General features: G+C 43.2%; 10 protein-coding genes and 1 pseudogene. All 11 read right to left on the bottom strand.

The features are described from left to right. Positions 1-418 precede the first annotated feature (418 nt). Positions 419-1,795, bottom strand: a pseudogene (locus BLR76_RS00370) (endonuclease MutS2); the annotation flags it as partial. Between the two features lie 27 nt (positions 1,796-1,822). Further along, entirely contained in the window at positions 1,823-3,166 is a 1,344-nt protein-coding gene (locus BLR76_RS00365; protein WP_091264083.1) for a methyl-accepting chemotaxis protein, read from the bottom strand. Between the two features lie 247 nt (positions 3,167-3,413). Further along, positions 3,414-3,932, bottom strand: a complete 519-nt coding sequence (locus BLR76_RS00360) for a hypothetical protein (protein ID WP_091264080.1) — start codon at positions 3,930-3,932, stop codon at positions 3,414-3,416. Between the two features lie 65 nt (positions 3,933-3,997). After that, positions 3,998-5,458, bottom strand: coding sequence for a DUF5050 domain-containing protein (locus tag BLR76_RS00355; RefSeq protein WP_176759558.1), 1,461 nt, complete (start codon positions 5,456-5,458; stop codon positions 3,998-4,000). A gap of 439 nt (positions 5,459-5,897) precedes the next feature. Beyond that, complete coding sequence (locus tag BLR76_RS00350; RefSeq protein WP_091264076.1) at positions 5,898-7,838, bottom strand: BglG family transcription antiterminator; 1,941 nt, start codon at positions 7,836-7,838, stop codon at positions 5,898-5,900. A 90-nt stretch (positions 7,839-7,928) separates the two neighbouring features. Next, on the bottom strand, positions 7,929-9,314 hold the full coding sequence (locus BLR76_RS00345) for a glycoside hydrolase family 1 protein (protein WP_091264073.1): 1,386 nt from the start codon (positions 9,312-9,314) through the stop codon (positions 7,929-7,931). Positions 9,315-9,326: 12 nt separating this feature from the next. Then, complete coding sequence (locus BLR76_RS00340) at positions 9,327-9,635, bottom strand: PTS sugar transporter subunit IIA (RefSeq protein WP_091264070.1); 309 nt, start codon at positions 9,633-9,635, stop codon at positions 9,327-9,329. A gap of 88 nt (positions 9,636-9,723) precedes the next feature. After that, entirely contained in the window at positions 9,724-11,004 is a 1,281-nt protein-coding gene (gene celB / locus BLR76_RS00335; RefSeq protein ID WP_091264068.1) for a PTS cellobiose transporter subunit IIC, read from the bottom strand. Positions 11,005-11,033: 29 nt separating this feature from the next. Next, entirely contained in the window at positions 11,034-11,345 is a 312-nt protein-coding gene (locus tag BLR76_RS00330) for a PTS sugar transporter subunit IIB (RefSeq protein WP_091264066.1), read from the bottom strand. 710 nt (positions 11,346-12,055) lie between these two features. Then, positions 12,056-13,660: a complex I subunit 5 family protein gene (locus BLR76_RS00325; protein WP_091264055.1), complete on the bottom strand. Its 1,605-nt coding sequence runs from the start codon at positions 13,658-13,660 to the stop codon at positions 12,056-12,058. 30 nt (positions 13,661-13,690) lie between these two features. After that, complete coding sequence (locus tag BLR76_RS00320; RefSeq protein WP_091264053.1) at positions 13,691-15,298, bottom strand: complex I subunit 5 family protein; 1,608 nt, start codon at positions 15,296-15,298, stop codon at positions 13,691-13,693. Between the last annotated feature and the right edge of the window lie 43 nt (positions 15,299-15,341).

The following is a 15,341-nucleotide window of genomic DNA, read 5'->3' as shown; positions in this document are numbered from 1 at the left end:
TCTTTCCGCTCCTTTCTAAAACAGTTTATTGTGTTACATTTATTAGGAAGACGTCGGTTTTATAATACTAGTAAATAGGTAATAGTCATATTTTATCATATATAAAAACATCAGCTATGTAAACATCAAATTGACCAATAAACTAAGTAAAGGAAGCTCTTTAACAATTTCTACTGAATCATTTAAAACTGAGGCACCAACCCCCTCCGACAGTTTAATTACCAAAGATATCGATGGCAGATCTAATAAGATCGTTGACAGGTGCCCAAAACATATCCTCTCTACTTGATGAAGTAACATTTTCAAGTTGATCGGTGGATAACCATCAAATAAACTTTAAGACCAGACTGCTAAAATAAATAAGCTGCCTGGTCTTTTATGTTCTTTTACTGTTTTATTCTATCTAATGGTCAGTGTCTTACTTCTTCATTCGTCTGTTCCGCATCTCTTTATCCAGTGCTTTATGCGCTTTTTTCGATCCGCGTTCCAGGTCTCTTTCCCGTTTTCTCACATGGTAGTCGGTAAACAGACTGTCCAGATCGTACCCGTCCGGATAAAGCTGACGGGCTCGAGCGTTCAGTGTCACACGTTTTCGCCTGACCTCCTGGATCTCGTCTTTCACAAACACTTGAAGCGTCTGCTCGCCTCCGTCAGAATACACGAGTCCAATGATGTCCCGGTCTGTCAGGAGCACACGGTCCCCTTTCTGAAAGCGCAGCGACGGTTCCAGTCTAGCTGAACCTGTTTGCTTCAGGCTGGCAGGTTTGAAAGACTGTTTCTCAGTAGAGTAGGTTTTGTTCTGAATATAAAGAGCCGCTTTATTAATCAGCTTGTCCGGCATGGCCATCTTTCTGGCGATCCATAAAGCCTGGCTCTCTCCCACTTCCCCTACTTTGAGGATATACTTGGGTGTCAGAGTGTCCCGGTCGAAGGCCATAGCGGCAGGAAGGATGTCTTCGTGATCGGTTGCGAACTGCTTGATTTCCCCGTAGTGGGTCGTCGTTACAACCAGTGCGCCTTGTTTGTACAAGCTTTCCATAATCGCAATAGCCAGAGAAGCTCCTTCATTCGGTTCAGTTCCACTTCCTAGTTCATCTAACAGCACCAGGGTGTGACGCCCGACTTTTGTCATAATTTCAGAAATATTTTTCATATGACCGGAAAAGGTGCTTAAGGCATTTTCTATTGCCTGCTGATCTCCGATATCTACGAAAATCTTGTTCATTACAGCGATCTCTGTTCCTTCTGCTGCAGGAATCTGCAGGCCGAACATCGTCATAAGAGTCAGAAGGCCGACTGTTTTTAATACGACCGTCTTGCCCCCGGCGTTGGCGCCAGTAATAACCAGTCCTCGGTAGTTTGTGCCCAGTTCAAAATCCAGCGGCACACTCTCTCCTTTGAGTAGAGGATGACGGCCTCTTCTGATCCTGATTCGTTCCTCTTTGTTTACACGAGGAGTCACGCCATCGATCGATCGGCTGTATTTTGCCCTGGCGAACAGGGTATCAAGAAGTGTGACCAGCTCGATTGCTTCATTGATGGCTTGTTCCGTTTCAAAGAAAGTCCCCGTCAGCTCAGCGAGAATCTGATACTCCTCCGCCTGCTCTTGTGATTTAAGCAAGGCAATCTGTTCATTCAGTTTGGTCACTGCGGAGGGCTCGATATAAACGGTCGTCCCTTTACTTGACTGGTCCACAATGTTTCCTGAAATCTTGTTCTTATAAGACGATTTAACTGGAATCGTATAGTGTCCATTTTTATTGACAATCAGACTGTCCTGGATCATCGACCGATTCGTTGAGGTGGGAGACTTCTTTCGGAATTACGTTAAAGTGAACGACTCAGTCAATGACTGGATGGTCCGGGCTTCAGTTTCCGTCAGTTGCTTGACATGGACAAAGGATTCCAGTGCTTCGTCAACTTTATCCGACAGACGGTCGATCAGATCAAGTCCTTTATCGGCAGCCTTCTTCCCTTCTCTTACACCGTTCAGTGTCTCTTCTTTCACATTTGTCATGTCATTAATGAGTAAGGAAGCCTGATCGACATTGGCTTTAGAGATATCTGCAAGCTGACGAATCTCTGTAGCGACGACAGCAAAGCCTTTTCCATGCTCTCCTGAACGTGCAGCTTCGATCGATGCATTCAGTGACAGCATTTCTGTCTGTTTAGATACAGCAATCAGCCCCTCGAATATTTCCTTTATGCTTTCGATCTTCTGATTCAAGGCGGTCATTTTTGTATCCACATCGTCAATCACTTGTTTGATGGTACCCATCTGTTCTAAAGATGACCGGACCGACTCCTGATTTTCCTGAGCAGTTTTCAACGAGCTATTAGCTTTAGAAGCAATTCTGGTACTCGCATCACTTACTTCATTTAGATTCTGGCTGTTACTTTTAACGGTGGCATACAGTTTCTGAATGCCGGCAGCCTTACTCATGACCCCTGCAGCAATCTCCTGAGTAGCAGCACTGATTGATATACTGACATCTGTGATGCTGGACATGTTATTCGTCAGTTCTGTTATTCCACTGTCGAGAACCTCTACACTTTTATTCGTAGATGACAAAATACCGTCCAGTCTAGCAACCAGCTGCTGGGCTTCTTGTTCTTTCTCCCGGGCACTCGTCACATAATCATTGCCCCATTTTACCAGAAAATAGGTCACGAAGACAGTTACATTGAAGAGAAACATGAATGAGATAAATTCACTGGTCTCTCCTGAAGGCAGAACCGCCAGCGGATCGATAGCAAACAGACTGACCATCACACTTGTCATGACGACTGTATAGGCCAGGATCAAGGTCTTGTTGAAGTTAAGGGCAACCATGGCAAGTGAAATATACAAGGTGAAGAACCAGCGGTAACTGGCCCCCAGGTTGATCATAAGGATGAGCCCTGCCAAAGCACCACCCGAACCTATTACGAATGACTGAATATACGGATTGATTTTTATGTAATACATGAAGTTACTTATAGCCAGTGCAATACCCACATATAATGCAACATCAAGTGCGTAGGACAGCCCCATATTCAGTATAGCCTGCACCACTATAGCAACAAGTATCCCCCTCTGAAGTTTGATGTTGAATCGGTTTACCTTGTCGGCTTCATATAAGGTGTCTTTTTTCCTGATTGTCTTTACCCCAGTTGACTTACGCATAATCTTCACTCCCAACTTATTTCATTAAGTATATTATTCGTTTTATACATTGACAAGAGGATTGGAGTCTCAAAGAGAAATATATTTTAAACAACAAACGAAGGACATCTGTTTCGAGATATTTTGAAATATCATAAACGACCTAATGCATTTATTGATTCATATACTCCCCATTATTGTGAATAAATTATGCACAAAAAACGATGAAGTTTATGCTCCATCGTCTGTGTAATATTTATAAATATTTTTAGTCTCTTTCAAAAGCACCTTGGTCGAAGTAAGGAGTGAATAGCTCCAAGAGGTCATCATATAAAGCCGGAAAGGCATTCGATCCGACAGATTTCACACTTTCCCTGTCATCGAAAGTCAGTTTGAGTTCCCACTGCGTTCCGTCAAGGATAGTAGGGTCATTGTATGCCTCTTGCCAGTCCATTACGAATAGATCATAAAACAGAGTCGTCTTGATAACCATCCATTCACATAGCATGATCCTGAAGCGCACGTCACCGCCTTCTGTTTCGCTGAAAGGTGAAGAAACAGTCAAGTCTGCATAACCGTCCCTCTCTTCAATTCTAAGGGACTGGTTGCCGGAGAAAAAACCACCATGTGAAAAATAGACTTCGTCACAATGTAGTTCCGGACTGTCCTTAGTTCCACCAAAAGACTGATCACACACCTGGCAGATATATTTACGGGCAGCTTGCGCTTCTCCACAATTTTCTTCCGTTTCTTCTTGTCCGCAATATGGGCAGTGTTTATCTGACATGCGTCAGCACCTTTCTTCCTGTTATCTATAAAAATCGCTTCCTGAATCTAACCACACGGGAATAATTAATCGTACAGCTCATTCAGCTCACCGCTAGTAATGTTATAACTCATGACGGTATTCTCTGAATAATCATTTACCAGTGTAAATAAGAGGTGATCCCCAATAATCGTCAAGTTATGAGTATTTCCATAGGGATGGATCCTGGTTTTAGTTTCTCCATCATGATCTGAAATAAAGAGTCCGCGGTCCACATTTGAATAGACGTGGCTGTCCTGAACATAAATAAATGCATCGTCAGTTAAGGTATATCTGTCGATAGGACGCTCAAGTACTCGGGTCCGTACACGACGAGTTGAGGAATGAACGGACTGCTTCGTCAGATAGCCTTCGGAATCGATGTAGTAGTAATGATCATTAAAACGCAGAAGATTGGAAGCATATTCTTCAATAATTGTTTCACTCTCACTGCCGTCAAGGCTGAATCGCATGACCTGGTCAAAAGTACTGACTAGAAGTTCATCTTCATAGACAGTCAGATCCATAGCTTCAATATCGGCTATGCGCTTAAGATCCTGTCCGTTCAAAGTCATACTAAACAAGTTGTGATTCCCGGAGTAATCAATAAAATACAGGCGGTCATTCATCACGTTCAAATTCATGGCATATCCGATATCATATAAGGTTTCCCGGTCCGATCCGTCCAGACGCACTCTTCTAATTTCCTGTCCAGCTGTGTAATACAACCAGTCTCCAGCAATATTCAAATCAGATAATGTAACTGACTCTTCAGAAGCTTTTAATAAACGTTCAAATTCAAGATCCTGATTAGTTCTGATCAGTGACTGATAATTATGAATATAGAAGATATCCTCTCCATGTTCCACCGCCACGCCCTGATTGTTGATGTTCTGAGGCGTACTGCCTGCCCCCTCGTGTTCCACCACTTCAGCCTCGTTATTGTCGGCTGATACGTTGTGCCGAAGCATATTGATGTTGAACATCAGCCTGGATTCGCTCAAAAAAGGAAAAGAAACGACGGTGAAGACAACAACTTTCCAAATCATTGAGGTCCATCCGTGTTTGCTTTCATCTTTAGTTCCAGTAACCGATTGTTCAATCATTTCCACATATTTCAATGGACCGGTTAATTTAATACGCATCTCATTGTACGAGATTGATACCTTGTCATTGACAATAAATCGAAAGGGTGAATCAAATCTCGGCCGTACAACTAATATATTGTCGTGTCGGTCAAACTCTTCCCATTCCCCATTTCGTATGTAATTCTCAAGCTTCTCTCTATTACTCAGTGATATATGCTGATCTATCTGTTTATAGTTATCGTGGAGTAATTTGACGCATAGTGCAAGATAACTGATTGATGTGGCTAATGTCATCGGTAAAGAGCTGTTAAAAAGACCTTGAAACGCTAGATTTATTAGAAAATACCCAGGCAGAAACAGAAACAGCCCTGCTCTTATGGCCAGGTTTAAGAAATTAATCGTTTTATCAACTTTAGACATGACCTGTATCACTCCTTCTAAAAAAAATGATATATAAATGCTTATTAATTTCATTCATTATATCAGAAGGCGATCGTATGTTAAATGGGTCGGAAGGACTAAATGAAGGTTTGGAAGAAAATCTTGTCGCTAATTGTCGTTCCTCAGACATAGTAAGTTTAGTTAAGATTTCCTCTATACTCTGAAGTGGATTCTGGTAGGTATAGACTGTAGTTCAAAACCTAAATGTCCATCTGAACTTCACTGATTCTTTGAACAATGCAATTCAGACAGACTGAATGTAATCGAAGTGCATAATAAGAGCTGCAGAATGTAGTTTAGAAACGTTTTGCTAACTGAACTTTATTACGCTCGATCCCGTTCTAAAATCTGCACTGAAACATATTAAAAACAAAAAAGCTCACCAGCAGCCTGGCAAGCCCGGTATTTCTATTCGTGATCAGTCAGTAATAAGATAACTGATAAACTCCTGGTACGATCGAGCTGATAACAGCCTTTGGATCAATGCGGAGTCATTAACGATGCGTCCCAGTATATCATACAAGTCCCGAAGGTTCTCCTGGCTGTCTTTCTTGACGTTCAAGAGGCAGACAAACTGTACTTTCCGTTCGCCCCAGTCGATCGGCCGCTTTAATGTGCAGATCGTCAGGAAGGTCTGTTTCGATTGTGGCGAAATCGGGTGCGGCACAGCGATCATATTTCCATATGCCGTTGGTGCGATTTCCTCACGATCATAAATCAGCTGCTTGTAATGATCAGGCAGACTGTCGACTTGAGAAGCATGAGATGCCAGAAAATCGATGACCTCTTTCTGAGAGTTGAGCGACTTATTTAGAAAGACATTACGCTCAGGCAGATAGTCCAGTACTTTATCTTTATTGGAAGAAACGAACTGGTCGATCCTGACCAGATCTTTGCTGCCTAGAATCGCGTTTACTTCGATGACCGGCACAGGAAGTGTCTCTTTGATTGGAACTGAACTGATAATGAAATCTGTGTCCTCAAACGTGATGTCCTTGACCTTGTAAAACTCAGTCACTCCCAGAACTTTAATCAGCGATCGGAATTCTGCTTCCACCCGGTATCGGATCAGCTGTGCACTGCCGACACCGGAAGCACAGACAATATAACAGGTTTTCGGCCGGTTCTGGACTTTCTTCCGTTCTATCGCTGCGCCTATGTGCAGGGCGATATAGGCGACTTCATTTTCATCGATCGACACTCCTAATTCTTCGTTAAGGGCTAGAGAAGCGATGATGCCCGCTTCGAATGCCAGCGGATAATTATTCTTGATGTCTTCCAGCATCGGGTTTCTAATGTTCATATTGAATTTGTAGCGGTTCATGGCGGGTTTCAGATGAAGCCCAAGTCCTAGTTTGAGTTCCTCGTCTTCACTGATTCCAAGTGCATAGCGATCTTCAACAGCATTGAGCATGTTCTCGGTCAGGCTGATGATTTTCTCGTCTATGATCTGCTGGACATCATTCGTATGAAGCTGATTTTCTGTTACCAGTTTTGTCCCCATCAAATGGATTGCAATATAAATGATTTCAACTTTAGGAAAATCCACTCCTAGAGTCTCTTCGATTTTACCGATCAGCTGCTCAGCTACAGTAAATTCCTTTTTCATTTCGATGTCCTGAATTTCCTGCTGAACGAGCGCCACGTGATGGCCTTCACTGATCCGCTTATAAGCGATACTGATATGAACGAACAGATTGTTGATGGCAATGTCAGACAACGAAATCTGATTTTCTCTCAGTTCATCCAGCAGAACAATCCATACCTCGTTCATCTTATCATTGGACAAGCCGACGATCTTTGCCAGCTGATCCATCCAAATCAGATCTGGAGAGGATGAGTTCCTGTTAAATAAATACTCGGACATTGCAAAGCGACGATTCAGCTCATATCCTGTGAGAATCATGCCGTAGTTGGGCTTACTGTCAACCTGAAGATCATGTTTCTCGAAAATGCTGCGCAGGATTTTCAAGTCGCTTTGAAGCGTTGATTTTGATACATGCATTTCTTCTGCAAGATCATCTGCTTTGATATACGATTCAGACAACAACAGGCGTTTCAACATATAGTAGATCCGGCTGTCGGGTGTCGTCGGGATCGATTCTTCTGAAGCGTATGACTGAATCAGCTCGTTTAAAAATGATCGGAACGATGCACTGTCTTCAATGATCAGATCATATCCTCTGCCGCGTTTGGCTATAATTTCTGCCCCGTGACCAGCCAGCTCATCATTCAACGCTTTAATGTCTTCTCTGACCGTTCGCGACGTCACTTCCAGCTTGCTTGCTAGATAACTGCCGGTCAGTGGGCGGTCGGATCCCATCAGTTCTTTCAGTATGCGGTCGGTGCGAGATTCCAATGGTTTCACTCCTTTCATTGGTAGTTTTAGACAATGGTCTGCATACACACAAAAGCGCAGCAATCTCCGTAGCTACGCTTGGTGTGTGAGTTAGGCGTTAAATCCGTTCTGTTTAGATACGTCTGCGAACCAGGATGCACTCTTCTTAGCTGTGCGCTCCCCTGTTTCAAGATCGACAGAGTAGAATCCATATCTGTTTTTATAAGCGTTCATCCATGACCAGTTATCCATAAAGGTCCATAAATGATAGCCTTTCACATTACAGCCTTCCTGAGCAGCTTTGTGAAGCCACTTCAGGTGACCGCTGATAAAGTCAATCCGGTAATCGTCTTCGATACGTCCGTCTTTCAGGAAACGGTCTTCATCCTGTACACCCATTCCATTTTCGGATATGAACGATTCAATATTTCCATAATTATCTCTTAGATTTATCATTATATCATAAATGCCTTTTTCGTAAATCTCCCATCCTCTATATGGGTTCATTTTACGACCGGGCATCTCATAGTTATCGAAGAACCAGTCCGGCATGAAAGGTGAGTATGGATTTGGCAGGTGATCTTTAGCTTTTACTCGACGAGGCTGATAGTAGTTCACACCCAACAAGTCGACAATATTATTTTCAAGTAAATCTTTATCATCAAGTTGAGTCTCAGGGAGATGACCGTGTTCTTCAAGTAAGCTGATCAGGTCTTCCGGGTACTCCCCTTTAACAGCCGGATCAAGGAAACTTCTATTGAAGAACAGGTCACAGATGTGAGAAGCCTTCAAGTCTGCAGGGTTCTGACTGCGTGGATAAGATGGTGTCAGATTCAAAATGATCCCAATCTTCCCGTTCTGTTCCTGATGATACAGATCGACCACTTTGGCATGAGCGATCATTGTGTTGTAGGCGACTTGAATGGCACGTCTGGCATCCACTACATTTGGATAATGGAAGTCATATAGGTAGCCTCCTTCAACAGGTACGATCGGTTCGTTGAATGTAAACCAGGTCTTGACTCGGTCTCCGAACAGGTCAAATGCGATTTTAGCATAGTCCACATAAGCAGCGATCACTTCTCTGCTTTCCCATCCGCCTCTGTTCTGCATCTCGATCGGTATATCAAAGTGGAACAGGTTAACGAAAGGTTCAATATCGTTGGCCAGCAATTCATCGATGACGTTATTGTAAAAAGTCACGGCTTCCTCATTGACTTCACCTTGCCCCCCAGGGATCAGGCGCGCCCACGACAGAGACAGACGGAACGTATTATGACCGATTTTTTTCATGTTGCTGATGTCTTCTTTATATCGATTATAGAAATCCGAGGTCTGATGCGGCCCTACCCCGTCAAAGAAACGGTTCGGTTCATTTTCAAACCATTGGTCCCAGATTGTCTCACCTGATACGCCATTTCTGCTGCCTTCCATTTGTGTCGCTGATGCGGCACTGCCCCACCAGAAGCCTTCCGGAAACTGATATTCTACTGTCATGTTAACGTCCCCCTACTTAAATTTGTATAGTTCGATGATTTCTACTGCCAGGTCTCTGACGGTCATAGCTGTCATCAGATGATCCTGTGAGTGAACCAGGATAATATTGACACCCTGTCCGTTACCCTGAGCTTCCTGGTGAAGCAGTTCTGTCTGGAATCCGTGTGCTTTTCCAAGTTCTTCACCGGCTTCTTTTAATTTTGCTTCGGCTTCATCAAAGTTGCCTTCTTTTGCTTCCTGTATAGCTTCCATTGCACTCGATTTCCCGTTTCCGGCAAAGAGTATGATCTGAAAAGCGATCTCGTTCATTTTATCATTCATAGTTGTTCCCCCTGTTTTTAAGAAAAGAAAGGCGAACTCCCGATGAAGGGAATTCGTCCTGTCTATTTTATTTAAATTAGTTAGTCGGTTACGCTGCGCTCATCTCTTCACCATAGTACTGTTTATCAAGCAGTTTGACAAACGGGAACCAGATGACGAAGACGATACCCATATTGATCAGCTGCATCACTGCACCCATCAGGTTGTTCCCGGTAGCGAGATAGCCACTCAGAAGTGCTGGTGTGGTCCATGGTACGATTACTCCAGCCGGTCTCGGTGCAAAGCCGACAGACATAGCGAAGTATGTGACAGCTGCTACGACTACAGGAGCCAGAAGCCATGGAATCATTACAAGCGGGTTCATGATGATCGGCAGTCCAAAGATAACCGGTTCGTTTACGTTGAAGATACCAGATGGTCCCCCCAGTTTAGCCAGATCTCTCATCTGACGACTTTTCGCTACAACGAAGATACAGATAATCACAGCGAGTGTCATTCCTGATCCGCCGATACCTACGATGAACGTATCAATAAACTGTTTAGTCACGATGTGCGGCAACTCTTCTCCGGCTTGGAATGCAGCCAGGTTCTCATCATTCAGTGAATACCAGATTGGGTCAAACACTGAGTTGACGATGATCTGTCCGTGCAGTCCGAAGAACCAGAAGACTTGGATCAGTAATACAGCGATCAGTGTTGCAGGCAGTCCACTACCTAAAGCAGTCAGTGGCTGCTGAACGAGTGTATAAATAAAGTTTTGTACTGTTTCAAATCCTGTAAAGCTGAACAGAATTCGAATAGCCAGGAAAATAGTTAAAGTAATCGTTACTGGAATCAGTGCACTGAATGAACGGGATACCGCACTCGGCACACCTTCAGGCATTTTGATTGTCAGGTTTTTACGTACGAATAAGTGATATAATTCTGCAGAAATAAATGCTGTAAAAATACCTAAGAACATCCCTTGAGCACCTAATGAAGCGGTAGGAATCACACCACCCACTTCTTCTACTATTTGTGGCGTCATGATTAGGAATGAAGCGATAGCGACAACACCACCATAAATGGCCTCCCCTCCACGCTGTTCAACCATCTTATATCCAATACCAATAATAACAAATAACCCCATGATACTCAGTGTTGCATCAGAAGCCGGTCCAAGCGCAGCCTGATAAGCTGAGAAGCCGTCCTCTCCTAATACACGGTCAAGAAATGGCAGGTTAGCGATTACAACGAAGATCGATCCAAAGATGATCATCGGTAAAGCTACCATGAACCCGTTTCTTAGAGCACTCAGATACCTGTTGTTATTAAGCTTTTCAGCCAGCGGCATCAGAATGTTTTCTAACATTTCCATAAATTTATCCACTATTGTTTCCTCCTAATCCCCTGTCAGGCTTAATTCTTGCCAGTAAGTTCAAGTGCTTTATCAAGAACAGCTTTTCCATCAACGCGACCGTATGCAACCGGATCGATAACATCCAGTGGAATGCCCACTTCGTCAGCAGTGACTGAGAATTTCTTTTTCATGAAACGCATCTGTGGTCCGATAAGCAGGACATCCGCTTTCTTCATGTCTTCCGGAGCTTTATCCTGAGCAACTGCCCAGATTTCAGCATCAATGCCCCTCTCTTTTGCTTCCGCTTCCATTTTTTGCACTAACAGACTTGTTGACATTCCTGATGAACAAGCTAATAAAATTTTAATCATGTTAGTTTCTTCCTTCCTTCCTATTTGTTTGATCTATAGTCATCTTAATGTAATAACGCTTCCATCACCACATGACTAATTTCCGTTAAGAAACGGAAAAGAATTAATCACTTATCTACTACTATAATGGGACAGATTAGCTGTACTTGTATTGTGATTCTCAAGATAAGGAAGGCTTTGTATTTCGCTCTGCCTCGACTCGACCAGAAAAGACCATAGATTTTACTCTATAGAATTAGTTTAAGTACTGAACTGCCTGATAAACTGTCATTATGACGGTTTATAGATACACCTTCATTTCCGCATTTTTTATAAGGTATAACTAGACGCTGTCTAGTTACATTTTAATCTTTAAGAGCTTTAAAAGATGCCGCTGGAAGGCCTATAGCTGTAGTTTATTTTTACTCCTTAAAAAGAAGTGTCGCTAAAAGCCGTCTAGTTATAGTTTATTGACTACTTATCTTCAGACATTCCATTAGAAACCATCTAATTCTAGTTCAGCCGTTATGCATCTTGATTAGCTGTCACTATAATCGTATCTAGTTACAGTTCATCGTATCTCGAATAACAGAAACGGTAGTTATGCTTGCAATCGATTTAATCTGCACGGCTGATACTACTGAAAAGTAGCGAATACTGATCAACAATCCTTCTAATCTACGACATAAGAAAAACACCCCGGTCAGCGGGGTGTTTCCAATTGATATCTGTTAAAGCACTAAATACAAGTAACCGGCAATGAACAGGAAGAAGCCTGTCATCGAGGTGATGACCGCATTGAATGTCAGCTCGACATGACTGATCCGGTCAAGTAGACCACTCTGTTTGATGATTCCGTTGTAGATACCGACTCCGGCAAGAATCATCAGAGCATACACAATCCCTTTTTCAAAATATTCTGCTGTAAATACTTCAACTTGATACCCAAACAGGATATCCATAGAGACTGGTCCGTATACACCTGTCAAAAGAATCAGTCCTCCCATAATGAATACAAGCAGTTCGGACAATAAGTCTTCTCTTGGTGGTTTAGATTCTTCAGGTCGGTTATCTTTTCCGAAGAGAATGCTACCGAATTTAACGAAGTAGGTAATCGTTCCGAGGTTTATCAGGTTAAGACCGAACTGGACGATCGGGCGATAGCTGCCGTAAGTGATCATATACTTGGAAATACTTCCGTTAAATAAAGGAGCTCCTGTGACACCAAGTATTCCGAATATGAGGGCAAAACCAGTTAAAGGCATCGCTCTTAAAACACCACGCATCATGCGTATATCCCGCGTACCGTACTGGTGATAGACCTGACCGGCCGCAAGAAATAAAGTAGATTTAAATAACGCATGACTGAATACATGGAACAGTGCGCCCCAGTAGGCGATTTCAGATCCCATATTCAGACCGATCATGATCAGTCCGATCTGGGATACTGTAGAATAAGCCAGGATCATCTTAATGTCATTTTGCCCCATGGCCATGATGAATCCGAAGATGGAAGTAATGAAACCTATGACAAAGAAAATTTCCTGTACTTGGATTACCGGTTCGAACATCGCACTGAAACGGATGAACATATAGACACCCGTTTTAATGAAGAGTCCGGATAATACTGCAGAGACAACCGGTGGTGCACTAGGTGTTCCGTGCGCTTTCGGCAGCCAGCTGAACAAAGGAACAACGGCAGTTTTCAGACTTAAAGTCGTCATCATGAAGGCAAATGGAAGAAGGACCGCTCTTGGGCTCTCTACTTCCACGATTGCTTCACTGATGGCTCTCATATCTAAAAATCCAGTCGTTCGGTAAAGCATTCCGATACCAAATAGCAGAAACGCTGTTCCGATGACATTTACGAAGAAATAGATCATTCCATCATATATCGCCTGTTTCTCTTTATTGAACATGATGAGGATCGCAACGACCACTGTCGATACCTCCAGCATGACGAACAAGTTGAACAAGTCAGTACTTAAGAATAACGAAATGATCAACCCTTGCAGAACTAGAAACAGAAATGCGAACTGCGTGTTAAAGTATTCCTTGTGATAAGCAAACAGCAGCATCATAAGGAAGATGATCGTTGTAAGCAGGACAAACACCGATGAGATGATATCAGCCATTAATGTAATGGCCAGACCATCCGGAACACCGGACATGAAGTTAAAGATGGTGTCATCCGTACGCACTTGGATAAAAATCCATAGCGCATAAGCTAACTGGGCAATCTGTACTCCGATAATGAAAGGACGGGTATCTCGTTTCTTGAACAGAATATTGACGATACCGGCCAGAATCGGCCCAATGACTAGTAGGTAAAGCAAAGTGTGCGACCTTCTTTCTAATTTCCATAATTAAGTAAGCCAGTACATGTAACCGACTATACCTATAAAAAACATGACAAGTGCAGTTATCATCGCATTGAAGGACAATTCGACATAACCGATTTTAGTAAACAAGTCCCGTTCCCTGACCCATCCTCTGTATAAGGCAAAGGCAGCGAGAACCAGTAGCAAGTAGATAATTGATTTTTCCAGATATTCACCTGGGTAGATCGTAAAGTTGTATCCGTAAAGGAACTGTAAGAAGGTATTTCCGAACAGCCCCGTCAGAAGAGTGAGTATCCCGAAGACAAAAGTCGTCCACTGAGGAATGTCGTGAGTACTGTCCTCTTCCCTGACGCTGTCAGGTTGAGTATTTTCGCCGAACAGCATAGCTGCAAATTTCATGCTGTAAAGCAGTGTACCCAGAGTGATCAGATTTAATAGCACTTGAATATATGGCGAATCACTGCCATAACTGATCATGTACTTTGAGATGGATCCATTGAACAGTGGCGCGCCTGTGATGCCAAGCAGTCCGAAGATAATTGCGAAGCCTGTAACCGGCAAGGTCCTCATTACTCCTCTTATCCTGTATACATCCCGGGTTTTGTAATGGTGCGACAGAACGCCGACAGACAGGAAAAGAACAGTCTTGAACAGTGAGTGAGCAAACATATGATACATGCTCCCCCAGTAACTGGCTTCGATGCCGAATGAGAATCCGACAGTCATCAGTCCAACCTGAGAGATTGTGGAATAAGCCAACAGAAGCCTCAAATCTTTCTGGGCAACAGCCAGAACGAATCCGACGATGCTGGTTACAAATCCAACAACGAGGAAAAAGGCATTCAGTTCAATGACTTCAGAAAACATTGCAGTGAGTCGAATAAATAAGTACAGTCCCGTAGTTTCGTATACTCCTGATAAAATAGCCGGAATGACCGGTGGCGCACTCGGTGTGCCGTAAGCTTTAGGCAGCCAGCTCGAGAGCGGGAACAAAGCAATCTTCAGACTGATCGTTGTCAGAATAAATCCAAATGGAAGAATAAGCGAACGCGGATCCTCCACTTCTGTAATGACTTCCTGTATTGCATGAAGGTCCAGGTGACCGAATGTCCGGTAGAGCATCCCGACACCAAAGAGCCAGAAACCTGAACTGATGACACTGACGAACAGGAAGATCATACCGTCATATACTGCCTGCCTGTCTTTGTTGAACATGATAAGGATCGCGACGACCACAGTCGACACTTCCAGAAGCACATAAATATTGAATAAGTCCGTGGACAGAAAGAGTGCAATGATCAGTGACTGAAGGGTTAAGTATAAGAAGCCAAACTGGGTATTAAAATAATCTCCAGTATAGGCGTAAATCAGCAGGCCTAAAAACATCAAAGTCGTCAGCCAGACTAATACGATGGATATCCGGTCTGCATAAAGTGTGATAGAAAAGGCGCGAGGATAGCCGCCCATATTGTCCATTATGGTGCCCTGAGTACGCACGAGATAAAACAGATAGGTTGCGTAAACTGTGATTCCAAGCTGTGATCCGACGATCAGTTTTCTTGAATCACTGTGAATAAACCCTACATTTATAACTGCGATAACGATCGGTACGATAATAAGCCAGTACAGCATCCTGTCACTCCGTTTCTATCAAAATTTATGAGACTGAGCCTAT

This window comes from Alkalibacterium thalassium (assembly GCF_900101165.1).
Classification (GTDB): Bacteria; Bacillota; Bacilli; order Lactobacillales; family Carnobacteriaceae_A; genus Alkalibacterium; species Alkalibacterium indicireducens.
The sequence above is the reverse complement of the archived record's forward strand: the minus strand, read 5'-3'. Positions and strand labels throughout refer to the sequence as shown.